Below are 26975 nucleotides of genomic sequence, written 5' to 3' on the forward strand. Positions count from 1 at the left end.
GGGAGCAAGAGATTAGCGGAAAACCCGCCAGGGCGCAAGGGAAACGCCTACTTGCCAAAGGCCTCGAGACCCCCGCGGATGTCAAACAAGGTGCCGATGCCCGTGAGGTCCAGCATGATCCGGTAGTCCCGCAGTTGGTGGGGTGGGATGCGGTAGTCGCGGATTTGCACGCTCACCGCCCAACAGCTCCCGCGGTAGCTCACGGTGTGTTCCTGGCGGAGGAGGTCTTTCTTCCAGAGGTCGTAAGCCACCATGCTTTGCCAGCGCCAGGGGCCCTCGGCGGTGCTGCCCAAAAACAGCTGCAGCTGCGAGGAGTTGGTGTTTCCGGTTCGCGGGTCGAAGCTGGAGAAGAACGTGACGTTCACGTAGCCTTTCTGGGAGCGCAGGATGCTGCCCAGGGAAAGCGAGGAAAGCTTGCTGGTTATGGCATCGTAGCTGGCCCGGGCGTCGAGGAGCAGGTTGTCGCTGGGGTTCACGTGCAGGGCCAAGCCCAGGGGTCCCCGCTGGCTTTGCTGCCGGGGGGAGTAGCGGGTGGTGAGCGGCTGGGAAAACGAGTAGTCCTGGGAAACCTCCAGCGAGCCGAGCTCCCGCGTGCCGTTGGCGGTTTTGGCAAAAAGCCGGCTGGCCACGGTCCAGCGCAGGCGGTTGGATACCGTCACCCCGTCCCTTTCGTCGAAAAGCGGCACCCTTTCCTGCGGGCCGGGGTCGGAAACGTAAACGTACTCCAAGCGGGGCTCGATGAGGTGCTTAAGCTTGGTGTCTTTGGTGGCAAAGATGCGGGAAAAGCTGGGGCCGGTGAGCGTCAAGCCAGCGGTGCCGTAGCGGCGCAGCAGCGACTGATCGGCCAGCGCCTGGCGGTCACGGGTGTAGGTGGCGGTGTAGTAGGTGGCCCGGGCACCCAACGTGGGGGTAAGCGAAAACCAGGGCAGGCTGGGCACCAACACCGCCAGCTGCGGGAAAAGGTCAACGCGGGAGTACTTACCCCGCAGCGTGGCCGAGCGGTTAATTCGGAAGTGGGAGGCTTCCGCCACCGCCGACAGGTACAGCGGCGAGCCTGCCAGCTGCGTGGGGCGGAGCCGGTACTCCACCTGGGGTTGCCGCTCCAGGACCACCACCGAGGTGGTATTTGGGGTTGGCTGGAAGAAGGTCTTTTCGTGATCCAGGCGGAAGTTGAAGGTCTGGTGCCCCACCGTGCGGGTCACGGTGAGGAACACCGGCAGGCGGCGGAGGGCGTTGGGGTCAAAGGTGCGTTCGAACCTCTGGAAGAAGTCCATGTTGGAGAGGTCCAGGGCGTCAGCCTTGATGGACCACCCGCCGGGGAGGAGCTGGCGGTGTTTGCCCTGCAGCTTCCACTCCCAGCGCTTGCTATCGGGGTCGCGGAAGTAGTTCACCAAAAACTCGCCGTAGGCGTTTTCTGTGGGCGCCCAGCGCAGCTCCTGCCCTAGGCCCACGTAGCCCTTGCTGAAGAGGTCAAAGTAAAAGGTGGTATCGAAGGAGCGACCAAGAGGCCAGAAAAGCGCGTTACCCAGGTAGGCGCCGCGACGGTTGTTATAGCCAATCCTCGGCACCAAAAGCCCCGCCGCCCGTTCCCGCATGACCGGCCAAAGCAAGCGCGGGGTGTAGAAGATCGGGACCCGTTTCAGCCATAGGGCAGCCCCGCGGAAGTGGCCGTAGCCTTCCAACTGCACGGTGGCATCCCGCACGGTAATTTGCCAGGGTGGGTAATGATCGTCCAGGGCACAGGAGGTAAAGATCCCGTGACGGAAGCGGTAGTGGTCCTCGTCGAGCTTTTCCACGGTTTCCCCGCGGAAGTGGTAGGTGGGGGCAAAAAACGCGTCCACCTCGTGAAAGGTGCCGGTTTTCGTGTTGAGATCAAACTCCAACCGCTGACATGCCAAGCGGTTGGGGCCCTGGTCGAAGATCACGTTGCCTTCTGCCCGAAGCTTCAGGGTCTTGGTGTCAACCTCCAGCTGGTTGGCGCGGAGGGTGATGTCCTGGTACTTGACCACCACGTCGCCAATGCCGCACCAGAGGGTTTCGGCAATCCACTGTTGCCGCCGGGCGGTCACCTCCACCGGCCCCTGCACCTGGGTAGCAGCCAAGAGGACGAGGGAAGCGAGGATCACGCGAGGTTTTCAACGATCATGGCAGTGGCTTCGCCACCGCCAATGCAGATGGCCGCCAGCCCCAACTTCAAGCCCCGTCGGCGCAAGGCGTAGAGGAGCGTGGTGAGGATGCGGGCGCCGGAGGCCCCAATGGGATGGCCCAGGGCCACGGCACCGCCGTTCACGTTGAGCTTTTCGTGGGGGATGGCCAGCTCACGCATGGTGGCCATGGCCACCACCGCAAAAGCCTCGTTCACCTCGAAGAGGTCAATGTCCTCCAGGCGCAAATGGGCGCGCTCCAGCACCTTGCGGATGGCCCCTACAGGGGCGGTGGTGAACCACTCGGGGTGCTGGGCAAAGGAAGCGTGGGCCACCACCCGGGCCAGGGGCTTGAGGTTGTGGGCCTTCACGGCGGTTTCGGTGGCCAGCACTAGGGCCGCGGCCCCGTCGTTGATTTTGGAGGCGTTGGCCGCGGTGACGGTACCCCCTTGCTCGAAGGCGGGCTTGAGAGAGGGCATCTTGGACAAATCGGCGCGGAAAGGCTCCTCGTCCCGGGAAACCACGGTGGTTTGCCCTTTCCCCGCGCTCACCTCCACCGGCACGATTTCCTCGGCAAAGTCACCCTGTTCGGTGGCGCGGATGGCGCGCTCGTAGGAAGCCCGGGCAAAGGCATCCTGCTCTTCCCGGGAAAAACCGTATTCCCGGGCGCAAAGCTCGGCGCAGTTGCCCATGTGTTTATCGCCGTAGGGATCCCAAAGCCCATCGAAAACCATGTGGTCCAAAACCTGACCGTGACCCAGACGATAGCCCTTGCGCCCGCCTGGCAGGAGGTATGGGGCATTGGACATGGACTCCATGCCCCCGGCCACCATGATGGCGCCGTCCCCCGCCCGCAGGTCGTTGGCGGCCATCATCACCGCGCGCATGCCCGAGCCACACACCTTGTGGAGGGTCACCGCCGGCACGCTGTCGGGAAGGCCGGCAAAGCGCATGGCCTGCCGGGCAGGGGCTTGCCCCACTCCAGCTTGCAGCACGTTCCCCATGATGACCTGATCCACCAGCTGGGGCTCAATCCCCGCTCGCTGTACCGCTTCGGAAATGGCCAGGGCCCCCAGCCGCGGGGCCGGCAACGCGGACAGCTGCCCAAGAAAGCTGCCGATGGGCGTACGAACGGCGCTAACGATGTAAACGGGTTCCATGGCTGCCACCTCCCGGCAAATTGTAACGCCGAAAAGCCGCTACACTGCCGCTGTGCGTTGGCTCGCTTTGGACGTTGGCGCCAAAAGAGTAGGGGTGGCCCTTTCCGATAGCGAAGAAAGGGTGGTCACGCCGCAAATGGCGATTCCCTTTGGTTCCCCTCAGGAGCTGGCCCAGCGGGTGGCGAAGCTGGTGCAGTCCTGGAACGTGGAGGCGGTGCTGGTGGGCGTGCCCACCACCCGCTCCGGGCAAAGCCGCGGGGAAGCCAGGGTTCGCCAGGTGGTGGCGGTGCTGACCCAGTTGCTTCCCGTGCCCGTCACCACCTGGGACGAGCGGGGAACCACCCAGGAGGCGGAAGCGCTTCTGGCTGAAAGCGGGGTGCCGGCAAGAAAAAGGCGGGAAAAGCTGGACGCCTTGGCCGCCGCTTTGCTGTTGGAGGCTTTTTTGGCTTTGCGCAGGGAGAGGACAGGCGGCAACGGCGTTGGTGGTTGACCTGGCAGTGTTGGGGTGCTAGCTTTTGAAAGGTGACAGGGGAGGGATGGCCATGGCACAAGGCTACGCGACGTTTGGTGATTTTCTCCTTCTGAAAAAGCGCAGCGAGGACGCGCTGGGCTCCCTGTGGCGGGCGGGGGAAATGGAAGCCACGGGCTTCAAGCGCATCGTTTGGCTCCGGCGCTTCGACCAGAGCGGGTTCGATCGCCAAGCCTTGGCTGCCGAGTTTCCCCTGGCGGAAGAGATCGGCAAGACGTTGAAAGCCACCAACGTGGTTTCCGGCGCCACCGTGGGCAAAGCCGACGGCGTGCCTTTTTTGGCTTGGGATTACTTCCCGGGTCAGCCCTTGGACCAGCTTTTGGCCCGGGTGCAGCAGGAGCAGTTTCCGGTCGCCATTGACAACTGCTTGTTGATTGCCGAAAAGCTGGCGGCAGCGCTGTCCGCAGCGTTGGCCCTGGAGCATCAGGGCGAGCCGGTGATTCACGGCTTTTTGGTGCCGCATCTGGTGGTGCTTTCCAACGACGGTGAGGCCAGGGTGGCCGGGTTTGGCCTGGCACGAGGCCTTCTGGCCAACCTGGACCGGGTGGGGATGCAGGAGCTGGCCGCCCCTTATCTGGCCCCGGAGGTTTTGGCCACGGGTCACCCCAGCCGGCGGGGAGACGTCTACTCCCTGGGGGCCATCCTTTACCAGTTGCTGGCGGGTCAGCCCTTGTCGGCCGATCCCCAGGCGCGAGCGCAAGCGGTGGCCCAACCGCAGCTGGCCCTGGACGAGGGGCCGGTTCCCGACGATGTGGCTGCGGTTCTCCGCAAGGCTCTGGCCACCCGTCCGGAGGAACGCTACTCCTCAGCGGTGGACTTTAAGCGGGACCTGGAAAAGCTCCTGTACGGCGGGGCGTACGCGCCAACCACCTTCAACCTGGCGCTGTTCATGGACCGCTTGTACCGCCAGGAAATTGAGGACGAGGACCGGGAGCTGCAGCGGGAAAAGACCCTGGATGTCACCCCGTACTACCGACCCGCAAAGGCCCCTTCCGCTCCCGCCCCCGCTGCGGTGGCCGCGGCGCCGGGAAGCCGCGTCGGTCTTTACGTGGCCATTGGCGTGATCGTGGTGCTTGCTGGCGCGCTGGGGTACCTGCTCACCCGCCCCAAGGGCCCCAGCGAGGAGGAGACCCGCCGGCAGGTGCAGGCCATGGTCATGGAAGAGCTGGCCAAGCGCGAGGAGGCGCTGCGGCAGGAGCTGGAGCGTTCCCGCCAGGAAACCGAGGCACTCAAACAGCAGCTTGCGGACATCCAAAAGAAGGCCGCCACTGGCGCGCAAAAGCTCACCCCGGAGGAACAAAAGCGTTTGGAAGAGGCTCAGCGCCTGTTGGCCCAGCGGGAAGAAGAGCGACGGCGCACGGAAGCTGAGCTGGCCCGGGTGCAGCAGGAAAAGGCGCGGGCGGTGGTGGCCCCGCCGGTGGCTGCTCCTACCGCTGTGCCCACGGTAGCTCCCACCCCCACCCCGGTGCCGGTGGAGGTTGCGGCCGCCCCGTCACCGATACCTACGGTGGCACCTTCCCCCACCCCCGAGCCCACCAAGGCCCCGGTGGTGGCGCAGGCGCCGGCGCCGGCGCCCGCAGCGCCGGCAGGTCGTGTGCAGGAAAACCAGTTCTTTGACCCCTCGGAAGTGGATACCTTGCCGGAGAAAATCGTGGAGGCCAAGCCGGAGCTGCCCATGGCGGCCACCCGTGCCCGCGTGAACCAGAAGGCCACGGTGATCGTCAAGGTGGTGGTAAACGCCCGGGGGGTGGTGGAGGATGCAGAGATCCTCCGCGGCTTCCCGGTGGCTGGGCTGGGGATTGACGAGGCGTGCATTGCGGCGGCCAAGAAGCACCGCTTCCGCCCGGCCACCAAAGGCGGGGTGCGGGTCAAAACCACAGCCACGCTCACGTTTTTTGTGGACTTGACGAAGTAGCGCAAGATCGTAAGACCTTTACTGTTCGCGGGCGCCTTGGCGCCCGCGAGTTTTTTTTAAGGCTTCAGGCTGGCGAGGAAGTCGCGGTTGGTGGGGTACTGCTTGAGCTTGGAAAGCAAAAGCTGCATGGCTTCGTGGTTGGGGAGGCTGGCCAAAGCGCGCCGCAGGAGGTAGAGCTTTTCCACCTCTTCCCGGGGGTAGAGCTTTTCCTCCTTGCGGGTGCCGGAGGCGGAAATGTGAATTGTGGGGAAGATCCGGCGCTCGAAGAGGTCGCGGGTGAGCACGATTTCCATGTTTCCGGTGCCCTTGAACTCCTGGAAGATGACCTCATCCATGCGGGAGCCGGTATCCACCAGGCAGGTCGCCACGATGGTGAGGGAACCGCCGTTTTCCACATTGCGGGCCGAGCCAAAAAACCGCCTGGGCTTTTCCATGGTGCGGGCGTCAATGCCGCCGGAAAGGATGCGGCCCGAGCCTTTTTGCAAGTTGTTATACGCCCGGGAAAGGCGGGTGAGGGAATCCATGAACACCACCACGTCCTGCCCTAGCTCCACCAGCCGCCGGGCCCGCTCCAGCACCATTTCCGCCACCGCCACGTGGGAAGCCGCGTCCTGATCGGAAGAGGAGGCGAACACCTCGCCCCGCACCACGCTCCGGGTCCAGTCCGTGACCTCTTCCGGTCGTTCATCCACCAAAAGCACGAAGATGTGCACCTCCGGGTGGTTTTTGGCAATGGCGTGGGCCAGCTGCTGCAGGAGCGTGGTCTTGCCGGTCTTGGGTGGGGCCACGATGAGGCAGCGCTGCCCTTTGCCAATGGGGGCCAAAAGCTCGATGACCCGGGTTTCCAGGACGTCGGGATCCGTTTCCAGGCAAAACCGCTCGGTGGGGTCAATGGACGTGAGCTCGGAAAAAGGGACGGCTTTGGCCCGGTACTCGTCGGGGGGCAGCCCTTCGATGGCGGTGAGCTGGGTCATGACCAGCTTGCTGCCGTTGACGGGAGCGGCCTCGCCGGCCAGCCTGAGCCCGCTCTGCAGGTGCCACTGCTGCAGGAGCCGCCCATCCACCAGGGGGTCGCTGGCCTGGGGGAGGAAGCGGCGGGAGGGGTGGACCAGCGAGGCCTGTCCCTCCTCGTTGATGCGCAAAAACCCCTCCACCGGGCGCAAGCTGGCGTTTTGGGCTTTTCGCTTTCGACTGCGGGCACGCCGTCGCCGGCCTGATCTTTGAGATACGCCTTGATTGTTTGCTACGGTCTCACCCATTCAGGCTGCTCCTTGGGCACTCGTTGTGCTCTTTGCTGCAGCAACGGGAGCCTCAACATTCCCACATAAGAGGCGGCGCCGGACGCGGCGCCCGCGCTACTTTACTCCACCTTGCGGTTTCCGCCAAGGGCAAGCGTGGGTACCTGGTAGCCCGCTTCTTCCAAGCTGCGGGCAAAAACCTCCACGATGTGGGGATCCCAATAGCCGCGCGCCGTTTCCTCGCGCAAAATGCGCACCGCCTCCTGGGGCGGAAGGGCCTTGCGGTACGGGCGCGAGGAGGTGAGGGCGTCAAAGACGTCCACCACCTGGAATACCCGCGCCAGAAAGGGGATCTCATCACCCTTGAGCCCATCGGGGTAGCCGGAGCCGTCCCGGCGCTCGTGGTGGTGACGGATGATGGGGAGCACCGGTTGCAAAGTGCGCAGCGGCGCACAAATCCCCACGCCGATGTCCACGTGGGAGCGCATAATCTTCCACTCCTCCGGGGTGAGGGGGCCGGGTTTGTGGAGGATGGCGTCGGGAATGCCGATTTTGCCGATATCGTGAAGGTAGCCAGCGCGGCGCAGGGCTTTCAGGTCGTCCTCGTTAAGGCCGAGCTTTTGACCCAGCCAAACCGCCAGATGGGACAGGCGGTCGCAGTGCTCCCCCGTGCCCTCGTCCCGGGCTTCCACGGCCCGGGCCACGGCAAAGAGCATGCGCTCGGCATCATCCAGATCCTGAATGAGCCGCCGGTAGTGCACCAGGTTGCGGACGCGCACCTCCAGCTCCACGAGATCGAAGGGCTTGGCCAAAAAGTCGGTGGCGCCCGCTTCCAAAGCTTTGAGCCGGGCCTCCCGGGAGTCCAAGCCGGTGAGCACCACCACCGGCAAAAGGCGGGTCTCGGGTTCCTCCTTGAGCTTTTGGCACACCTCAAAGCCGTCCATGCCGGGCATGAGCAGGTCGAGCAAGATCACATCAGGCAGCCGCTCTTTGGCCAGCAAGAGGGCTGTGGGGCCATCCAGGGCTTGCCAAACCTCGTACCCCAACGGCCCCAACGCCTGTGCCAATGCCTCGGTGTTAGCCGGTTGGTCGTCAACGACGAGCACGCGCCCGCTTTTCGCCATGGGCTCACTCCGCCTTCATTCTACGTTTCACCTCCAAAAACACAAAGCCCCCGGCGAACCGAGGGCTTTGGGAAAGGAGGAGGGCTTGTTACGGCATTCGGAACACCACGAAACGCTTGCTTCCCTGGCGGTACAGGTACAGCCGTACGGCTTGACCGGACCGCAGTTTCTCCAGCTTCTGGTTGAACTCGTCCACCGAGTCCACCGCTTGGCCGTTGACCTCCAGGATCACATCACCCGGCATGATGCCAGCTTCGTCGGCCACCGAGAGGTCCTCCACGTCTTGCACCAGGACCCCGTCCACGCTGTTGGGGATGTCAAACTGGCGGCGCAGGCGGGCGTTAAGGTCGGTGACGTCCAGCCCCAGGCGAGCCGCTGCCTCCTGGGGTGTTTCGCTTTCCCCCTCTTCTTCATCCTCACCTTCGCCTTTGCGCTCGGCAAGGGTAGCGGTGAGCGTCTTGTGCTTGCCTTCGCGGATGATCTCCAGCTCTACCTTGGTACCCGGAGGCATGGAGGCAACCGTGTCAATGAGCTCCCGCTGGGACTTGATGGGCTTGCCGTTGATGCCCACGATGACGTCCCCGTGCTTGAGCCCCGCCTTTTCCGCCGGGCTTCCCTCCATCACGTCGTGGACCAGCGCTCCCTCCCGGGAGGGCAGGTTAAACGCCTCTTGGTGCTCGGCGGTGACGTCGGTGATGTTGACGCCCAAGTACCCACGAACCACCTTGCCCTTTTCCTTCAGCTGCGGAAGGATGGCCTTGGCGGTGTTCACCGGTACCGCAAACCCCATGTTCTCGGCACCAGCGTTCATGGCGGTGTTGATCCCCACCACCTCGCCCTTGAGGTTGATGAGGGGCCCACCGGAGTTGCCGCGGTTGATGGCGGCGTCGGTTTGGATGAAGTTTTCAAAGGACATGGTGGTGCGGGAGAGGTTCAAGGTCCTGCCCTTCCCGGACACCACCCCCACGGTTACAGTTTGGCCAATCCCCAGGGGGTTGCCCACCGCCATCACCCACTCGCCCACCCGCAGGGCATCGGAGTCGCCCAACGGCAAAAAGGCAAAGGGGCCCTTCCCCTGCACCTTGATGAGCGCCAAATCGGTGGCGGGATCGCGCCCCACCACCTTGGCTTCAAAGCGGGTGCGGTCGTCGGTAAACACGAAGATCTTCTCGGCGCCCGCTACCACGTGGTTGTTGGTAAGAGCCAGGCCATCGGCGGAAATAAAGAACGCGCTCCCTGCACCAAAGGCTTTTTGCTTGGGGAGCGCTCGAGGTCCAAAGAAGAACTCAAAGGGGTCCATATCCGGGTGCATGCGACGCAGGTCCCGGGGGGAAATCACGTCTTCGGTGGTGACCGCCAGCACCGCCGGCATCACACGCTCGGCCAGGCTGGCAAAGTCGGGGAAGGTACGGGGGCTTGAAGCTGAGGCCGCTGGGGCGGTTTGCGCCTGAGTGGAGGAGGACAGGTTGGACCCTCCCGTGAACACCACGCCGGCGGCAAAACCCGCCACGCCCACGGCCATCACCGCTAGAAGCCAGCTTTTCCGTTTCGGTCTCATGGTGAAAACTCCTTTCGCGGGCCTCAGCCCGCATCCGACGAGAATGCAAATCATGTGCCACCCACGGTGGGGTAGGGCCATAGCCCCGCGAGGTGTCATTTTGGCGTTCCGGTTTTAGAGCCTGGCCACCACCACCTTGTCTTTCCCTGAGTTTTTGGCCAGGTACATGGCCTGGTCCGCCATGCGCAGGAGCAGGTTGCGCTTCTGGTCGGAGCTGCCCTCCCGCGGCACGTGGTCGGGATAGACGGCCACGCCCACCGAGCAGGTAAGGGGACCCTGAAACTCCACCGGTCCCGGAGCCCAGGAAAAGCGGCCTCGCAGGAACGGCTGCTTGCGGATGGCTTGCCGGATTTCTTCCGCCACCTTGGCGGCGGCATCTACGTCCAATCCGGGAAGGATGACCACGAACTCGTCGCCACCGTAGCGCGCCAAAGTCACCCCCGGAAGGCGCACGGTCCTCCGCAAGACGTAGCCCACCTCCTTGAGCACCTGGCTTCCCGCCAGGTGCCCGTGGGTGTCGTTGACGCCCTTGAAGTTGTCCAGGTCCAAAAAAAGCAGCGCCACCCGGCTGCCGGTGGCGTCTGCCCGCTCCAAATCCTCGGCAAGCCGGCGGTGGAAGTGCCGGTCGTTGGCCAGGCCCGTAAGATCGTCCGAGCGGGCCGCTTCCCCGGCGCGGCGGGCGTCCAGGAGGTTTTGCAGAGAAACGGCGGTGTACGCGGCAAAGATGCTCAAAAGGTCCTTATCCCTCTCATCAAAAGGCTGGCCGTCCAGGCGGTTCACCAGCTCCAGCACCCCGCACACCGTGGCGCCCAGGCGGATAGGCACGGCCAAGAGAGTGCGGGTGCGGAAGGCGGCTTTTTCGTCAAAGCGTGGGCAAAAGTTGGGATCGGTGGAAACGTCTTTCACCAGGTAGGGCAGCCCGGTGCGATAGACAAACCCCGCAACCCCCTCCCCCACACCGATGCGCTGGCCCAGAAGGGTGGCCGCCGCAGGGCCAAAGGCGGCAACGAAGTAAAGGTAAGGCGCCCGGCCTTCGGGGGAGCGCTCAAAGGGGTTGTCAAAGAGCAAAGAGCCGGCCTCCGAAGGAACGAAAGCGTTGGCCCGCTGCAGGACCTCCTCGAAAAAGCTGGCCGGCGGCATGACCTCAGGAACGCCGGTATCCCGGCGGTAGCGCTCGATAAACGCTTCCAGCTGGTTTTGCGGCAAAACGTAAACTTGACTGGCTACCTCTTCCACATGCCAAGTCTAGCGCAGGACGGGGAGGCTTTGTTTTCTCGCGCTTAAGCCTTATTCTTTCAGCTAGGGGAAAGCGAGGGTGCTAGCCATGGAGGAGGATCGGGACCGTCGCCGCTTTGTACGTTTTCCAGCGGAGTTTGCGGTTTTGGTCCGCCGCCTGGGACCGGGGGAGACGGAAAACCTGGGCAAGACCGAGGTGGTGGGCCAGGGAGGGTGTCTTTTCATTCACCCCCAGCCGCTGGGGTTGGAGGAAACGGTGGAGCTCCTGATTTCCACCCGGGGCTCGGTGCTTAAGGCCAAGGCAAGGGTGGCTTACGAGAGCCGGCGGGAAGATGGCCGGTACGACATCGGTGTGGAGTTCCTGGCCATGTCCGCGGAGGATCAAGAAAAGCTGCGGCAAGCCCTGCAGGGCAGCGAGCTTACCCCACAGGATTGACATTTGGCGGTGCAGGTCTAAAATACTTGCTGCGGCGCGGGGTGGAGCAGTCCGGTAGCTCGTTGGGCTCATAACCCAAAGGTCGCGGGTTCAAATCCCGCCCCCGCAACCAATTTGTCTCGCTTCGCGAGACTTTTTTGTTTGGTGGCGCTCTTTGGTCTCGGCCAGCTATCTCGCGCGGGGGGCACGGCCACGCTCCCCCGCCCATCCGTGGCCGGCTTGGCCCCCCGTACCCCCACGCTGGCGCCGGCAAAGCCGGACGCCAGCTCCCTATGCCACCCCCCGGCCGACCCCGCCCGCCGAGTGGCAAATCCCGCCCCCGCAACCAATCTGTCTCGCTTCGCGAGACTTTTTTGTTTGGTGGCGCTCCATCTCCAAACTTTAAAGCCGCCGCTCCGTTTGTGGGGCCGCCGCTCCGCGGCGGCTTTGCGCACTGCTTCAAAAAACCCGCGCGGAGCGCGGGTCCCACATTTTCTAGCGCGGGTGCAACGTTTTCTCTTAAATCCCGCGAAGCAATGGCGTTATGGACTTCCAGCCTGGGGAAAGCGTCCCTGGGATTGGTAGCTTACCCGGTGGTGTAATGCCGCCTGCTCTGCCAGGCGCTTATCAGCCAGGCGGCCAATGCAGCAAGCGCAAAGGCTGGGGGTAGCTCGTACATCACCAAATCGGAAAGCCCCGTGACCTTCCAGAGCACCGTCACCGCAAAACCGGTGATGATCCCAGCTAAAGCGCCACCACCGGTGAGCTTTTTGGAAAAGAGCGAGGCGAGAACCACCGGTCCAAACGCCGCACCTAACCCCGACCACGCAAACAGCACGAACCAAAAGACCACGCGAACCTCACCCACGGCCACCAGCACCGCCGCCAAGCCCAGGGCCAGCACCGAGAGACGGCCGGCCAGCACCGAAGCTTTCCCCGATCGTGTCGCACCCAACACCTGCTCCACCAGGTCCCGGGAGGTGGCGGAAGCGGCCACCAAAAGCTGGGAGGAAACCGTGGACATGATCGCCGAGAGGATAGCGGCTAACATCACGCCGGCCACCAGAGGCGGCAGCATGCTCTTGGCCAAAAGCGGGAAGAGCTGCTCGGGATCGCCAGCGGTGGCCAGCTGCGGCATCAACAGCCGGCCGGCCAGGCCCAGAAACCCTGCCCCGTAAAACACCAGCACACCCCAAACCATGGCGATAATTTGGCTTTGGCGGATCTTTTCGTGGGAAGCCGCGGCCATGTAGCGGGTGAGCACGTGGGGTTGGCCGGGGTAGCCAAGTCCTATGCCCAGCATCCCCACCAGGAACGAAACCAGCGCCTTTCCGCTTTTACCGCCCGTGACCGACACCAGGGTAGGGTCCACCTCGGCCAGCTTGCCCAACAGCGGGCCGTATCCACCCACCGCAGCCAGGGCCAGAAGGGGCATGCCCACCAGGGCGCAAACCATGATTAGGCCCTGAAAGAAGTCGGTCCAGGAAACCGCCCTAAACCCGCCGGAAAAGGTGTACAACACGATCACCAAGCCACCGAGAAGGATACCGGTGCGGTAGGGAAGCCCCAGGATGGCTTCCATGGCCTTTCCGGTGGCCGTCATTTGTGCGGCCACGTAACCGGCCAGGGAAAGCAGGATCACCGCCACCGCAGCTACCCGCAAGCTGCGGGCGTGGGAGGGGTAGCGGAAGGCCAGGTAGTCGGGGAGGGTCAGCGCGCCGCTTTGGGCGCTTTCCCGCCGCAAGGCGGGGGCCACCAGGTAGAGGTTCACGAGGTAGCCGACAAGGCAGCCGGGGGCAAACCAAAGCGCGCTTACCCCACCGCTATAGGCCATGCCCACCGCGCCAAGCACCACCCACCCCGATTCCGAAGCCGCGGTGGAGGAGATGGCCGTGACCCAAGCCCCAAGGGAACGACCGGCAAGGAAGAAATCCTCAGGGGAGCGGGTCAGGCGAGCGGCCAGCCAGCCCAAAAGCAAAAGGGCTGCCATGTAGGCGGCAACCACCAGGCCGATGGTGGTATCAGCGCCCATCTTTGCCCCCCTTGAGGTACAAAAGCCAGCTCAAAAGCAAGAAAACCATGGGAACGCCAAGCAGGAAAAGGTGCGTGGCCCACAGGCTCCTCATGGCGCAAAAGGCTATCACGGGCCCTGGGGGTTTGGGGCCTCTTTTTGCGACGGGAAAACCGACGAGCGGAACAGGCCGCTGGGGCGGGCGGCGGCGCGCTCCAAAGCCCCCAGGTCGGGAATCCAGCGCAGTTTCTTCTCCCGAACCCAGCGCTCGAAGAGGCTGGCCACTTCCCCGGCGGAAGCCGGCCTTTTGGCTCGATCCTTGGCCAAAAGACGCATGACCAGCTGGGAAAGCTCAGCGGGAACTTCAGGTTTTGCCTCGCTGGGTGGGGGTGGCTCGTGGGTGAGCGTGCGCTCCAGGGTTTTTACGATGTTGCCCACCGAAAACGGGTGCTGGCCGGTAAGGCAAAGGTAGAGGGTCACCCCCAGGGCAAAGAGGTCCCCCTTTTCGTCGTACGGCTGGCCCCGCACACACTCGGGGGCCAAAAAGCCCGGAGTTCCAAAGATCTCCCCGGGCCCCCGGGCTTGCGTGGATAAGAAGGTGGCAATGCCAAAGTCCGAAACCTTGATGGCGCCGTCACGCCCCAAAAGCACGTTTCCCGGCTTAAGGTCGCGGTGGATGAGGCGCTGGCCGTGGGCGCAGGCCAACGCTTGGGCGACCGCCAGACCGATGACGATGGTTTCTTCGGGGGAAAGCGCGCCCTTGGCCATGATGTAGCGGTCCAGACCCACCCCTTCCACCAGCTCCATGACGATGAACGCGGCCCGCCGCGTTTCCTGAAAGTCGTACACGGCCACGATGTGGGGGTGGGAAAGCCTGGCGGCCAGCACAGCCTCCCGCAGAAGGCTGGAGCGCAGTTCGGAGGGGCTTTCCCCCTCCTGGGCCATGTGCAGCATCTTGATGGCTACCGGCCGCAGCAACGTGCGATCGAAGGCGCGGAACACCAGGCCGTGCCCCCCCTCGCCCAGCACCGCGTCCAGCTGGTAGCGTCCCAGGAGGATGCCGCGTACCGATCCACCCGAGGCGAGGGTGCGTTCGATGTGGGCCAGGGCTTCCTCCAGCTGGTAGGGCTCGCCGGAAGCGCGCCTTTCGGCTTCGTGGCGGGCCAGGAGCTTGGAAAGGCGCAGCACCAGCTCTTCGGGCTCGAAGGGCTTGACGAGGTAATCGTCGGCGCCGGCAGAAAGCCCGCGGATGCGGTCCCTGCCCGACGAAAGCCCGGACACAAACAGGATGGGAATGTGCGCGGTTTGCGGGTGGGCGCGAAGCTGCCGGAGCAGGTCAAAACCCGAAGAGCCCGGCATCACCACGTCCAAGACCGCCGCATCGGGGGGGAGTTCCTCCACGAAGCGCAACGCGTCCTGGCCGCTGGTGGTGGCAATGACCTCGAACCCTGCGGTTTGCAGCAGCTCCTGAAGGGAGGCCAAAAGCTCGGGATCGTCATCCACCAAAAGCACCCGGCTCATGGTCCTTACCCTCAGGCCCGACGCGGCCCACTGATGCTTCCGGACATAGTTCGATTGTAGTCGAAGCTCGTAAGCTTAAGGGGATCCTCAGTGCCGGTTGAGCAGGGAGCGCTTGCGGCCGAAGGCGGTGTACACAACCAGCCCCAGTACCAGCCACCCCAAAAAACGCAGCCAGGTCACCCCCGGCAGGGAAACCATGAGGTAAAGGCAAAGGATCACACCTAAGGCCGGGATGACCGGGAAAAGCGGTACCCGGAAGGGGCGGGGGATCTCCGGCCGCGTCCACCGCAACACCAGGACGCCACCGGAAACGATGGCAAAGGCAAAGAGGGTGCCGATGGAGCAAAGCTCGGCCACCACCCCAATGGGGGTAAGCGCCGAGGCGGTGGCCACGATGAGGCCGGTGGTGAGCGTGGTGATGTGGGGGGTTTGGAAGCGCGGGTGAACCCGAGAAAAAGCCTCAGGCAACAGCCCATCCCGGGACATGGCGAAGAGAATCCGCGGCTGTCCCAAAAGCAACACCAAAAGCACCGAGGTAATGCCTGCCAAAGCGCCTACCGAAACCAACGCCGAAGCCCAGGGCATACCCAGGTGGTTGAGCACCAGGGCCACGGGATCCGCTACGTTGAGCTGGTGGTAGGGCACCACGCCGGTCATGATCGCCGCCACCGCCATGTACAGCAGGGTGGAGACACCCAGAGAGCCCAAAATGCCGATGGGCATATCCCGCTGGGGGTTTTTTGCTTCCTCGGCGGTGGTGGAAACCGCATCGAAGCCCACGTAGGCCAGAAAGACAATGGCAGCCGCCGTCACGATGCCGGAAAAGCCAAAGGGTGCAAAGGGCTTCCAGTTCTTGGGGTCCACATGCCCTGCCGCTAAAGCGATAAACACGAGGATCACCGCCAGCTTGACGATGACGATGGTCAAGTTAACCTGGGCACTTTCCTTAATGCCGCGAATCAAAAGCCAGGTGAGCAGCAGGACAATGGCCGCCGCGGGCAGGTTGAAAACGCCGGGGTTGGGCCCCCAAGGCGCTGCGGTCCAGGTTTGGGGGAGGGTCATGTTCCAGGGAGCCAGGAGGTTGTTGAGCAAGTTCACCAGGTAAGCCGACCAGCCAATGGCCACCAGCGAAGCGCCCACCATGTACTCCAGGATCAAGTCCCAGCCGATGATCCAAGCTGGGAGCTCACCCAGCGTGGCGTAGCCGTAGGTGTAGGCACTGCCGGAAACCGGAATCATGGCCGCCAGCTCGGCGTAGCACAACGCCGCACAGGCACACGCTGCCGCCGCAATGGCAAAGGAGAGGATGATCCCCGGTCCGGCGTGGGTTGCCGCTTCCACCCCGGGCAACACGAAGATGCCCACGCCAATGATGCAGCCAATACCAATGGCCACTAAATCCCATGGGCCCAGGGCACGCTTCAGCTGACCACTGGCGGCAGTGGGTTCCGCCAACACTTGCTCGAGGGGTTTGGTGCGGAAAAGCTCGGCAAGACGCATGGGCAATAGCTCCTGGGCAACGCTAGCATATTGTGCGCACGCTCACAAGGTGAGGCGATTGTACTTTGGTTCGCGAAAGCCTGGTGGGCGGGAAGAGCCTACCGGAAGAGCGCCAAAAAGCGCGGTGAAAATCCCTTGGCGGCCGGAGCCCCGCCCAGCTTTTGGCACTCCCGCACGTCCGTCAGGGCCTGCTGGTAAAGGGTCTGGTCCTTTTCCCCGCTTTCCACCCAAAGGGAAAAGTACGCGGCCCCCCGCAAGAGGTAGGCGATGCGGGTGGCTTCGGGGTCGCCCAGCTCGGGAATGGCAAGCAAATCCACGGTGCGCTGGTAATCGCCGGCCAAAAACGCCGCCACCGCCCGCTGCAGCTTTTCCGGTGCCGGGTGGGCCTCAGGGGAAGGAGGCGCGGAAAGCAAGCGCTCCAGGGAGCGGTTGGCCTGGGCCAGCATGTCCCGGACCAGGCGTACGGCGTCCGGGGAAGCGTCCGCAGACAGTTGCTCGTAGGCCTTCAGCGCCCGTCCCACCGCCCCCCGGGTTTCCAGCACCTCGGGGTCCGAAGGGGCTGGCCGGGCCAGCAGCTCTTTGGCTTTTTCTGCCAGGGTGCGGGTTTCGGCGCGCAGCGCTCGAGCTTCGGCTTCTTCCCGCCGGATTTGGTCCTGCTCGGCAAGGATGGCCTGCGCCTTTTCCCAGCGGCGGCGGAGCTCAGCTTCAAGCTTTTCAAAGGCAATGCGGGCGGCAATGGCGTGCTCCCGGGCGGCCGCTCGATCCCAGGGGGAGCGGGCCAGGGAAAGGGTGTCGTACGCCAGAGCCAGCTTGGCATCGGCTTGCTGACGAGCCTTGCGAAGAGCCGGCGCGGCGGCAAACAGCCTTTCCATTTGCGGGTCGGCCAAAAGCGATTCGAAACGCGATTTTGCCGCTTCCGCCGCGGCAATGGCCGAGCCCGGATCCTGGGCCAGGGCATTCCCGGCCAAAAGGAAGGAAAAAAGACACGCAACCCACATGCGCTTCATGGCTTACCTCCACCCCAGCTCTTTGAGGAACTCCTCCGCTGGGATTTCCCGCAAGGGAATTACCGACCGGGTGGTGAGCCCCGGCCTCACCTGCACCGTGGTGGCCACGGTTTTGCCGGTTTCGGGGTCGGAAAGCTCCAGGGAGTAGTTGCCCGGCGGCAAAGGCAGGTACAGCGGGGTCACCGCATCGGAAGGCAGCGGCAAACTCTTTCCCTGTTCGTCTTTGAGGGCCAGCACCCGCGCCCAGGGCACGGCGTGAACCACCAAAACCCCGGTGCTGGGGTTCGCTGCAGCGCTTTGAGATTTGGGCAAAAAACGCCGGGCGAAAAGTAGCCCGCCTGCCAGGACGGCCACTAGCGTCACACCGGCGGCCACCCACAGCCACCGCTTGGGCTTTTGCGTGGGCGGTGCAGGGGTCACGGCCGGTGTTGGGGCGGGGGTTACGGCAGGCGCAGTGGGGGCAGGAGCGGGCACGGTGGGGGCTGTGGGTTCCCAGCCGGCGGTGGGGGCCGTGGTCTGGGTTCGAGGTTGCCCGGAAGGGGCGGTGGGTGGTGCCGTGAGCGCGGTGGCCTGCAGCTCCTCCTGAGGAGGCAAAACCTTTTCCAGCTCTTCCGGGGAAAAGCGGTAGCGGCTCTTCAACTGGCGCAGCAGCTCCTGCACCGCTTCGGCGTTGGCCGGTCGGTCGCTGGGTTCCTTGGCCAAAAGCTTTAAGACCAGATCCCGCAGGTCGGAGGGCACCCTTCCCTGCGGATCGGTGACGTCGAAGCCCAAAGGCGGGTGGTAGAGGTGCGCGGCAATGAGCGCCGAAGCGGTGTCGCCCACCACCGGCAAGCGACCGGTTAGAAGCTCGTACAACACCACGCCAAAGGAGTAAAGGTCAGAGCGTTGATCCAACTTGGCCCCTTCCGCGCTCTTGAACTGCTCGGGGGAGGCGTAACGCACCTTGCCGATGAACATGCCGGTGGAGGTCAGGCCGGTGGCTTCGGCTTCCAAGACCTTCACGATCCCCAAATCAATGAGCTTCACCAGCGGCTTGCCGTCGGCGTCGCGGCACAGCATGAGGTTGTCCGGGGAGATGTCCCGGTGCACCATGTTGCGCCGGTGCAAAAAGCCAATGGCTTCCAGGGACTGGAAGGCTACTTCCACCGCCAGCCCCAGGGACGGGGGTCCGTGCCGGCGCAAGAGCTCCCGCAGGTCAATGCCGGGGATGTACTCCATGACCATGGCGGCGTTGCCGGCTTCATCGGCAAAGAAGTCGTAAAGCTGGGCGATGTTGGGGTGGCGCACGCGAATGAGGGTTTGCGCTTCCCGCACGAAGCGCACCGCAAACTCCTGGTCCCCTTCCAGCTGCGGGCGCATGATCTTGACCACGCGCTCTTCACCCAGGAGCTTGTGGCGCACCTTGTAAATGGCGCCCATGCCCCCTTCCTTGATCTTGCCCAGGAGCTCGTACTTTTCTTGGACCTGCTCTAAGACCGTGGCCACCGCTTGGAATCCCTCCCCATGGCGCTGTCATGAAAAGTTTAGACCCTTTGCGGGACAAAGGAAAAAGCGGGCGGGGAAGCCCCGCCCGCCTTTAAGCGTCAGTTGCGACGCTCAGTAGGAGTCTTCAGCGAAGTACTCGTGGTTGTCGGCGTTGTCAATGGCCTTGCTGGGTTTTTTCACGGCCAAATTGTGGGCCGCGGTGGCGCCGTAGGCCCAGTCATCGGTGGAGGCCACCACGTAGAAGTGGCTGATTTCATGGACCAGCGTACCGGCTTTGGAGTCGCGGCCGGTCATGGGCGCCGACCAGAAGGCGTTGCAGAGGTAAATCTTGTAAGGCTGGCTGGGGTAGACGTAGGCGTAGTAGTTTTGGGTGCAGGAGCAGTCGAAGGTAACCGGCTTGTTGGCCAAGGCATCTTTGATGGCCGCAAAGTGGGATTTCACGGTGTTGAAGTAGGTGGTGGAGGGATCGGTGCGGTAGTCAAACCACCACCTGTAGCGGGTCGAGGTCCTGCCGTAGGTCAACAGGTAGTTGTAGCCGTTGGTGGCCATGGTTACCGCGTAGTTCAACGCGCTGGAAAGCGTGCTCTGCTGGGAGTTGGTGCAGTTGGTAAAGCCGCCCACGTACATGGCGGAAAGGTCCAGCTCCAGCTTCCGCTCGCCCTCCTCCCGGCCTTCCACGTAAAGGCGCGCTTCCTCAGCTTGGCTGCTGAGAGCTTGAACTTCTGGACCTTCCGGGCTTTCCTTCACCAAAAGCCGCTCGGCCCGGTAGCGCACCGTGTACTCCCCGCGCACCGTCATGTCGTAAGCCGCGGAAATGTCCACCGTGGTGCTGATGGTTTCCCCCGGCTCCAGCTTGATAAAGTCCTCGGGCCCCGGCTCCGGGCGCTTGATGAGCCTGCCGGTGTACATGACCGGCTGGCCGTTGCGGCTCACCGCAAATATGTTGGCTTCAATGCCGGCGAGCGGCGTGTGCCAGCGGAGCACGTAAAGCGGCTTGTCGCTATCGTTGGTGAGGCTCCACTGCACGGCCAGCGGCTCATCCAACCCAAACTGATAGTGATCCACCGAAACGCTGGCGGAAAGCCGCGCCGGTCCACCCTCGTCGCTGGGGGGCAAGGCCATGGCGAGCCCTGCCAAGCCGAGGGTTAACAGGCAAACGAGGAAAAGCTTGCGCATCATCCTGACCTCCCTTTGCCCCGGTGGTCACCCACCCAGAAGGCTTTTGTTGGGTAAAGTGAACACCAATGTGAAGATCAAGTCAAGGCCAAAGGGGCGGTGGCGAAGCGGTATCGCCAATGGGCGTCTTTGGTTGAAAGGTTTTTTCTGGCCCGCTCTCAACAAAGGGGCGGAGCAAAAGAGCTTCGGATGGTCGTTGTGCTGGCGCAAAGACGGGAAGTGGTAAGGGCCCAAAATAAGAAGCGATGGGAGACTGGGGGCGACGCCGCCGACGGGAAGAAAAAACCTTGCAGGCCATGGTGCAGATTTACTGCCGGGCCCACCACGGGGGGCCGCAGCTCTGTGGGGAATGCCGGGAGCTCCTGAGCTATGCCCACCTCAGGCTGGACCGCTGTCCCTTCGGTGACGACAAGCCCACCTGCGTGAAGTGTCCGATTCACTGCTACAAGCCGGAGCCGCGGGAGCGGGTGCGGGAGGTGATGCGCTTTGCCGGTCCCCGCATGCTCTGGCGCCACCCCGTTCTCGCGCTCCTGCACCTTTGGGATGAGCGCTTCCGCAGCTCCCCCAAGGGCCCCCGGCGGGCCAAACCGGAGCTGCAATCCCCCGTGGGCGTTGCGCAAGCGCCAGACTCGCAATGAGCAGGGGGCGGTCCGCTGGGCTTTCCGCAGCTAAATAGGCCATACAAACTTTTTCCTTCACACCCCCTTGACATGGCTTTGCCCGGGTCTTCATGGGGCCCTGTCACCTTACCCTCGGCAACAGCTTCAGGCTGCTGCCGGGAGGTAACGATGACCTGGAAGAAGATGGACATGCACGTGCACTCGTGTTTTTCGGTAGAGCCGGTGCCGAGGGTGAGCAAGGTGAACTTTCGGCCCAAGGAAACGCCGGAAGAAATCTACCAGCGGGCCAAGGCGGCAGGGATGGACTTCGTCACCATCACCGACCACGACACCATTGACGGGTGCCTGGATTTCTTAAGTCGCCATCCGGAGGCCAAGGACTTTGTGGTAGGCGAGGAGGTATCCACGCAGCTGCCGGTGAGCAAGCTCACGGTGCATATCAACGTTTACGGTCACAACGAAGCCCAGCACCGGGAGCTGCAAAAGCGCCGCGAGGACGCCTTTGCGGTAGCGGCGTACTGTCGCGAGCAGGGGCTTTTCTTTGCCTGGAACCACCCCTTTTACCGGGAAAACCTCTCCACCATTGAAGCCCAGGAGTTTCTGGCGTTGGTGGAGCAGGTGGACGTGCTGGAAACCCGCAACGGCGGCCGCATGCAGGCCCTCAACGTGCTGGCGGAGGAACTGGCAGTGCGCTTTGGCAAGGGGATGCAGGGGGGCAGCGACACCCACACCGGGCAGGTGGGTACGGTGTACACCGCCGTGCCGTGCGAGGACATCTCGGGGTTTTTTGCTGGCATCCTCCGGGGGCAAAGCCGGATCGTTGGCCACCACTCCACCCCCCGCACCTTCCTGGTGCACAACTTCCTGGTGGGGCGCCGCCACGTGATTGACCAGCATTTGCGGCAAGCTTCCTCGAGGATGGAGCGGCTTCGCCTCAAGGCCCTGGGAGCCCTGGCCTGGGCCCTTTCGCCGTGGATCGTGCGCCGGCACTTTTCCGGCCAAAGGGAAATGGTGCGGCTGGCGGTGAGCCGCTTGCCTGAGCTTGCCCGCTTTCGCTCGCTTCTCACCGAGGCCGCCTAAAAGAGCCCCTGGGGATCGGCGTGGAGCCTGGCCAGCAGCTCGGCAATGCGGCTGCCACCCCGCCGGGGGAGCCTGCGGAAGCCGTTCCACGCAGCGCCGGCTAAGGTGCCATCGGCCAGCCAATCGGCCAGCCACTGCCCGGCCGCCGAGGGGTGCTCCTGCTTGAGGCCCGCGCCCCGCTCCAGAGCCCACCGCCGGTTCAAAACCTCATGAACCCCCACCGGCGGGGCAAACACCAGGGCGATCCCTAGCGCCGCAAAAAACGTGAGCTCCGAGGGTTTGGTCCACAGGATGTCGGTGTCCGCAAGCAAGCGGTGGAAGGAAGCGAGGTATGCCTCCACCGTGGGTTCCCACAGCACCTGGAGGACCGCGGGGGGCAGGTGGTCAAGATGGGCTTCGGCCACCCACTGCTGAAAGCGCCGAAACACCCGTTCGTTCACCCCGGCCACCAGCGCCAGGCGCAGCCGGCCTTCTCGCAAAAGGGGGGCCAGGGAGGGCAGGAACTGCCGAACCATGAAGGCTTGCGCCCCCGCTCCCCCAACGGCAAAGGTCAGGCGGGGAGGCTCGGGGGATGAAACCTCGGCCAACTGCGGCAGGGCCCCCTGCAGCTCGGCTCGAAACTGCCGGCGAAAGGTGCCGGCCGGATCCAGGCGCACCAACCGCCGGGCCATGGCCTCCGCCACCTGCTCCTCCTGGCCTTCGTTGACCAGCTCCGGGGGAAGCGGAAAACCCGTGAGGTGCACCCGGTGGGGAGGGACACCGTAGGCTTGCAGGCGGCGAACGGCCCGCTCGCTGGGGGCGCAGTAGAGGATGGGGTGCCCCGCCGGGTCGGCGGGGACCCATACCCGGGCGATGTCGCTGTCGGTGACCACGCAAACCACCCGCCGCAGGCCGGCATGGGCGGCCGCCAGCGCCGGAGCAAAAAACGTGGTGAGCAACGTGGCGTCCTTTTCCCGCACCACCCGCACCACTTCCTTGCCCAGCCCGGCGCGGATCAAGCCGGTGGCCAGCTTCACGGCCAAGTTGGGGGCGGAAAGGTCGCGGTAAGGGTAAAGCCGGGGGATTTCGGTGAGGGTTTCCAGAACCCAGCGCAAGGTCCGTCCCCCCCAGCGCCCCTGGGAGGCCCGGGAAAGCCCGGTGTAGGCGGTACGCAGCACCTTCCACAGGCGGGCTTCGTGAGCGGTGGCGAAGGGGGGACGGTCCACCTGGCTTACCGGCACCCCCAGCTGCGAGCTCAAGGCCGATGCGGCCCGCAGGTGGCCGTACCCCATATCCACCGCCGCCAGCAACACGTCCCCGGCAGGATTTGGATCGCTCCCCATGGGTTGGTAAGGCTAACACAGCCCTGCCTTAACGCTTCCTTAAAGCCGGCTTCACCGCGTCTTCACGGCCCGGCCGGAAGATCCAAGCCATGGTTGAGCTGACACTGCTGGCTTTGGTTTTGCTGGGGCTTTCGCTGCGGCTGGTTTTGGTGTTGGCCCAAAGGGCGCAGCTGCGCTCGCAACCTCCGGCGGCACCGGCCGTCTGGCCGGGGGTGAGCGTCCTCAAGCCGGTGAAGGGTTTGGACCCGGACCTGGAGGAAAACCTCCGCAGCGTGTTCCGCCAGGACTACCCGCGCTTTGAGGTCATCATTGGCGCCCGGGACGCTTCCGATCCGGCGCTGGCGGTGGCCCGCAAGGTGGCGGCGGAGTTTCCCCACATCCCCTCCCGGGTGGTGGCGGATAGCCGCGAGGTGGGTCCTAACCCCAAGGTGGCCAACCTTGCCAACATGCTGCCCTACGCCTCCCATCCGGTGCTTCTGGTATCTGATTCCAACGTGCGGTTGCACCCGCAAACCCTCCGGGACATGGTGGCCCACCTGGAGCAACCGGGGGTGGGTCTGGTTTCCTCCCCCATCCGCGGCACTGGGGCTAAAAGCTGGGGTGGCCGGAGCGACGCGCTGCTTTTAAACACCTTCGTCATGGGTGGCACCGCCGCCATGCACCGCTTGTTTTCCGGGGTTTGCGTGGTGGGAAAGAGCATGATGTTGCGGAGAAGCACCCTGGAAGAGCTAGGTGGCTTTCCGTTCCTGGCGGAGTTTCTGGCTGAAGACCAGGTCTGCGGGCAGGAGGTGGCAGCCCGGGGCCTGGGGGTGGTGCTGGCAAGCGTGCCGGTGCACAACGTGACCGGCGGGGCTTCTCTGGGGCAGGTGGCCGGCCGCTACCGCCGCTGGGCCATGATCCGCCGCCGCATGGCCCCCTGGGGGTTTTGCGGCGAGCCGCTGCTCTTCCCGCTGGCCCTGGCCAGCTTAGCCCTGGCCTTCTCCCCCGGGGCGCTCACCGCGGGTGTCTGGATTGCGGCGTTTTTTGCGCAGCTCCTGCTTTCGGCCTGGGCCCTGCGGCTGGTGGAGGAGAAGGAGCCATGGCTGCGCCTCGCGGGTTTGGTGCTGGTTGCTGAGCATTTGGCGGTGGTCACCTGGGCCTGGGCGTGGCTTGCCCGCACCGTGAGCTGGCGCGGCAAGAGCTTTAGCCTTGGGCCCCGCACGCACCTGGCTCCGCAAGCGGGCTCCCTGGGTCGCGTGGCGCCTTCTCTGGGTCAAGCGTAGGGGAAAACGCCTCCATTGGCCTTCTTTTCACGTAGGAGGAGGCAGCACCCGCCGAACGGTTTTTACCTCCAAGCTGTGGTTTTGGGGAAAGGGCAAAAAAGCCGGGGGACCAGCGTGAGGCTTTCTCCCCCGGCGATGGTTGCGTTGTTCTTGACTCAGGCTTGTACTGCCATCCGCCCTTAGCTTCCGGAAACCATGAGCGCCACGTTGTCAATGTAAAAGCTGGTGGCCAGCGAGCTGTCCTCTTGACCCACGAACTTGATGGTGATGGTTTGGCCTTTGAAGGAAAGCAGGTCAAAGGTGCGTTGGATGTACCCTGAGCTGGCGTTGAGGTTGGAGTAGGTGGCCAGGGTGGTGGTGCTGCCCGAGCTGGTGATCACCTGCACCTTGAGGGTGTCGTAGGCGGTGCTGGTGGTGGTTTCCGAGGTGACCACCTTGAGGTAAAAGCTCAAGGTGGCGGCGGTGGCGGTGGAGGAAATGGTGACGGTTTGCCGCAGGGTATCGGTTTCGGTGTAGCCGTAGCCGTTCATCCACGCAAGCCAGGAACCGGCGTAAGCGCGGCTGGCGTCTTGGGAAATGGGGTTGTTGTTGCCGGTGGAGGTCCAGGACCAAGGCCCGGTGGTGCCGGAGCTTCCATAGTTGGAGGAGCCGTAAAGCCCGCCTTCGAAATCTCCGTCACTGATGATGTTGGTGGTGGGGTTGGTAACGGTGATGGCCCCGGTTTGGGTGGCGGTGAGCAACGGCAAGTCGGCGCTGGTAATGGCGTTGTCGCCGTCCACGTCGTACCAAAGGGAAACGATGAGGTTGTAGCTGCCGGTGGGGGCGGTGGAGGGGACGGTAAACAGCCGAGAAACGCTGTTGCTGCCTACCGCCAGGGAAACCTTCTTGTCGTGGCCGGGATCGGAAATGTAGCCGCTGGCCGCGGAGTAAATGCTGGCCCCAATCATGATTTGCGAGTGGGAAAGCCCAGCGCTGTTGTTCACGTTGAGGTTGATGGTGAAGGTTCCGCCGCGGCTTACCGCGCTCGGTGAGGGCGAAAAGCTCGGCATGGTAATGGGGCTGGTGATGTAAGCGGTGCGCATGCCGGAGCCAGCGCCGTTGGCGTTGTAGTAGTGGTCGGTGATCCAGTTCCACAGCTTGCCCTGGGAGCCCCAGCGTGAGGTGCCCCACTGGCACATGCCCCGCCCGTGACCAAAGCAGCCCTTGTTGCTGCACACCGAGTCGGAAAGGCAGGGCCAGGAGTTCGCCGGGGAACCGGCTTTGCCGTTCCCGCAGGAAAGGTCGCTGTTCACGCAGGAGAGCCCATCGTAAGGGTCATCCCAGGCGTTGTTTTCCGCCGAAAACTCAGCCCGAAACAGGCTTCCCCCTCGTTGCAGCATGAAGCCGGCGGTGGCGTTGGCCGCCTGCTGGGTGCTGGTGACCACGTCGGCGGAGAAGACCTGGCAGTACGTAGTGCTGCAAATGTCGTAGTTGCTTGCCAACGGGTGGTACACGTACCAAGCGCCGTACGAACGGTAAGCAATGGCCCCGGCCCGCAAAGCGTGGCCGTTCCACGAGGAAATCCACTCCTCATCTAAACCGGCGGCCACGTAGCTTTCCAAACTCATCACCGAAACCGAAGAGCAGGAGGTGCCGGTGCAGTTGGTGCCCACGCGAATGGTGGAAGGGGGCGTCATGCCCACCAACTGCGCCCGGGCGGAAAAACCCAACGCTTGGGCGTTCCATCCCGGGCCTTGGTCCACCGCTGCCGGAAGCGGCAATTGCGCTGGCGGTTCCGGGGCCGTTTGATGCTGCTCCTGCTCCTCCATGCGCAGTGCCGCCGGGGTTTCATCGCGCACCGAAACCCCGGAGCCCGGCTCCAGGTCCTCAATGAAGCGCTGGGCTGCCGCCGGCAAGAGAACCCCTTCGATCTTTTGGGTCACGAAGCCCGGGGCGGAAATCACTACGGTATCCCGCCAGGGCACGTCTTCTCCTTCTGGCGCCAGCACCGGGTAGGTAAGCTCGAAATAGCCGCGCTCATCGCTGGTGGTGGCAAGCCCAAGGCTTTCCAACGCCACCCGCGCTCCCCCTAACGGCTGGCCGCTGGTTTTGTTGTAAAGGTACCCGTAAATCACCCCACTTTCCGGTGGTAGCCGCCGAAGCAGGCTTTGGGCCAGGGCTTCCAAGCTGCCGTCGGTGGGATCCAGCCACACCTGCACGGGCAGTTGCTCGTCGGCTTTCACCATAAACCGGGTTTCCAGGGGGCGAAAGCCGGGTGCCGAAACCCGCAGCTCCACCTCCCGCTCGGTGGCGGCCTGCTGCATGGTAGCAACCAGGCGTTCCTTGGGTTTGACCTCCACCTGGGCCTGAGCCGTGAGGTCGGCGCCGGTGGCAAAAGAACGAACCCGCACCTGGAGGTTGTTTATGCGCTCACCGGCGAAAACCGTGGTGCCGGCCGCCAAGAGGCCAACAAGGGCAGCCAAAAGCGCCCCAAAGGTGCAGGTGCGTGCGGTCCAAGTATGCGAGAGGTTTGAGACCCACATAACCCCCTCCAACGTTCCTGGCCCTTAGGCTAGCGGTGGGTTACGGGGTGTCAAGGGCTTCGTCGACGATCCGAAATCCCTAAGACGATGCCAACAGTTTCGCAAAAAAATCACACGGCTAGAACGCCGGTTTCGTTTGTTGGCCGAAAA

Annotated in this window: 20 protein-coding genes and 1 tRNA gene; 7 read left to right on the forward strand and 14 right to left on the reverse strand. The window is 63.9% G+C overall.

What is annotated here, in order from left to right:
• Positions 1 to 47: 47 nt before the first annotated feature.
• A complete protein-coding gene (locus EG19_RS10115) occupies positions 48 to 2126 on the reverse strand; it encodes an LPS-assembly protein LptD (protein ID WP_038050090.1) in 2079 nt (692 codons plus the stop codon).
• Positions 2123 to 3304 (reverse strand): thiolase family protein, encoded by a 1182-nt coding sequence (locus tag EG19_RS10120; protein WP_038050091.1) that lies wholly within the window; start codon positions 3302 to 3304, stop codon positions 2123 to 2125. Before EG19_RS10120 ends, EG19_RS10115 begins: the two co-directional genes overlap by 4 nt.
• Before the next feature lie 52 nt (positions 3305 to 3356).
• Here EG19_RS10120 and ruvX point away from each other — a divergent pair, with 52 nt between their 5' ends.
• Both ruvX and EG19_RS10130 read left to right on the forward strand, forming a co-directional pair.
• On the forward strand, positions 3357 to 3794 hold the full coding sequence (gene ruvX, locus EG19_RS10125) for a Holliday junction resolvase RuvX (protein WP_038050134.1): 438 nt from the start codon (positions 3357 to 3359) through the stop codon (positions 3792 to 3794).
• A gap of 52 nt (positions 3795 to 3846) precedes the next feature.
• On the forward strand, positions 3847 to 5748 hold the full coding sequence (locus EG19_RS10130) for a TonB family protein (protein WP_161685556.1): 1902 nt from the start codon (positions 3847 to 3849) through the stop codon (positions 5746 to 5748).
• A gap of 56 nt (positions 5749 to 5804) precedes the next feature.
• Here EG19_RS10130 and rho read toward each other — a convergent pair whose 3' ends face one another.
• From rho to EG19_RS10150, 4 genes are all read right to left on the reverse strand, one after another.
• Positions 5805 to 7007 (reverse strand): transcription termination factor Rho, encoded by a 1203-nt coding sequence (gene rho / locus EG19_RS10135; protein ID WP_081800108.1) that lies wholly within the window; start codon positions 7005 to 7007, stop codon positions 5805 to 5807.
• A 101-nt stretch (positions 7008 to 7108) separates the two neighbouring features.
• Positions 7109 to 8110 carry an HD domain-containing phosphohydrolase gene (locus tag EG19_RS10140; RefSeq protein ID WP_038050093.1) on the reverse strand — a complete coding sequence of 334 codons (1002 nt, stop codon included), beginning with the start codon at positions 8108 to 8110 and terminating at the stop codon, positions 7109 to 7111.
• Positions 8111 to 8198: 88 nt separating this feature from the next.
• Positions 8199 to 9668 carry a Do family serine endopeptidase gene (locus EG19_RS10145; protein ID WP_161685559.1) on the reverse strand — a complete coding sequence of 490 codons (1470 nt, stop codon included), beginning with the start codon at positions 9666 to 9668 and terminating at the stop codon, positions 8199 to 8201.
• 114 nt (positions 9669 to 9782) lie between these two features.
• Positions 9783 to 10904, reverse strand: a complete 1122-nt coding sequence (locus EG19_RS10150) for a sensor domain-containing diguanylate cyclase (protein ID WP_053335205.1) — start codon at positions 10902 to 10904, stop codon at positions 9783 to 9785.
• An 88-nt stretch (positions 10905 to 10992) separates the two neighbouring features.
• Between EG19_RS10150 and EG19_RS10155 the strand changes: the two genes are divergently transcribed.
• Both EG19_RS10155 and EG19_RS10160 read left to right on the forward strand, forming a co-directional pair.
• Positions 10993 to 11340 (forward strand): PilZ domain-containing protein, encoded by a 348-nt coding sequence (locus EG19_RS10155; protein ID WP_152544031.1) that lies wholly within the window; start codon positions 10993 to 10995, stop codon positions 11338 to 11340.
• 35 nt (positions 11341 to 11375) lie between these two features.
• Positions 11376 to 11452, forward strand: a tRNA-Met gene (locus EG19_RS10160).
• A 453-nt stretch (positions 11453 to 11905) separates the two neighbouring features.
• Here the strand turns inward: EG19_RS10160 and EG19_RS10165 are convergent.
• The 6 genes from EG19_RS10165 to EG19_RS10190 all read right to left on the reverse strand — a co-directional run bounded on the left by EG19_RS10165 (position 11906) and on the right by EG19_RS10190 (position 20022).
• Positions 11906 to 13351, reverse strand: a complete 1446-nt coding sequence (locus tag EG19_RS10165) for a sodium/proline symporter (protein ID WP_053335206.1) — start codon at positions 13349 to 13351, stop codon at positions 11906 to 11908.
• A gap of 108 nt (positions 13352 to 13459) precedes the next feature.
• Positions 13460 to 14851: a protein kinase domain-containing protein gene (locus tag EG19_RS12855; RefSeq protein WP_053335207.1), complete on the reverse strand. Its 1392-nt coding sequence runs from the start codon at positions 14849 to 14851 to the stop codon at positions 13460 to 13462.
• A gap of 87 nt (positions 14852 to 14938) precedes the next feature.
• Entirely contained in the window at positions 14939 to 16351 is a 1413-nt protein-coding gene (locus tag EG19_RS10175; protein ID WP_038050095.1) for an amino acid permease, read from the reverse strand.
• A 98-nt stretch (positions 16352 to 16449) separates the two neighbouring features.
• On the reverse strand, positions 16450 to 17358 hold the full coding sequence (locus tag EG19_RS10180; RefSeq protein ID WP_038050096.1) for an AAA family ATPase: 909 nt from the start codon (positions 17356 to 17358) through the stop codon (positions 16450 to 16452).
• A gap of 3 nt (positions 17359 to 17361) precedes the next feature.
• On the reverse strand, positions 17362 to 18843 hold the full coding sequence (locus EG19_RS10185; protein WP_038050097.1) for a serine/threonine protein kinase: 1482 nt from the start codon (positions 18841 to 18843) through the stop codon (positions 17362 to 17364).
• 111 nt (positions 18844 to 18954) lie between these two features.
• Positions 18955 to 20022, reverse strand: coding sequence for a M35 family metallo-endopeptidase (locus tag EG19_RS10190; protein WP_038050098.1), 1068 nt, complete (start codon positions 20020 to 20022; stop codon positions 18955 to 18957).
• A 242-nt stretch (positions 20023 to 20264) separates the two neighbouring features.
• Between EG19_RS10190 and EG19_RS10195 the strand changes: the two genes are divergently transcribed.
• Complete coding sequence (locus EG19_RS10195; protein WP_053335208.1) at positions 20265 to 20657, forward strand: nitrous oxide-stimulated promoter family protein; 393 nt, start codon at positions 20265 to 20267, stop codon at positions 20655 to 20657.
• A gap of 150 nt (positions 20658 to 20807) precedes the next feature.
• Positions 20808 to 21719, forward strand: coding sequence for a PHP-associated domain-containing protein (locus EG19_RS10200; protein ID WP_038050100.1), 912 nt, complete (start codon positions 20808 to 20810; stop codon positions 21717 to 21719).
• On the opposite strand, the gene EG19_RS10205 is transcribed toward EG19_RS10200, so the two are convergent.
• Positions 21716 to 23041 (reverse strand): glycosyltransferase family protein, encoded by a 1326-nt coding sequence (locus tag EG19_RS10205; protein ID WP_038050102.1) that lies wholly within the window; start codon positions 23039 to 23041, stop codon positions 21716 to 21718. The genes EG19_RS10200 and EG19_RS10205 overlap by 4 nt on opposite strands.
• Positions 23042 to 23130: 89 nt before the next feature.
• Between EG19_RS10205 and EG19_RS10210 the strand changes: the two genes are divergently transcribed.
• Positions 23131 to 24303 carry a ceramide glucosyltransferase gene (locus tag EG19_RS10210; RefSeq protein WP_053335209.1) on the forward strand — a complete coding sequence of 391 codons (1173 nt, stop codon included), beginning with the start codon at positions 23131 to 23133 and terminating at the stop codon, positions 24301 to 24303.
• 179 nt (positions 24304 to 24482) lie between these two features.
• On the opposite strand, the gene EG19_RS13730 is transcribed toward EG19_RS10210, so the two are convergent.
• Positions 24483 to 26825 carry a SpoIID/LytB domain-containing protein gene (locus EG19_RS13730; protein ID WP_053335210.1) on the reverse strand — a complete coding sequence of 781 codons (2343 nt, stop codon included), beginning with the start codon at positions 26823 to 26825 and terminating at the stop codon, positions 24483 to 24485.
• Positions 26826 to 26975: the final 150 nt, after the last annotated feature.

Source organism: Thermoanaerobaculum aquaticum, from assembly GCF_000687145.1.
In the GTDB taxonomy this organism is placed as follows: Bacteria; Acidobacteriota; Thermoanaerobaculia; order Thermoanaerobaculales; family Thermoanaerobaculaceae; genus Thermoanaerobaculum; species Thermoanaerobaculum aquaticum.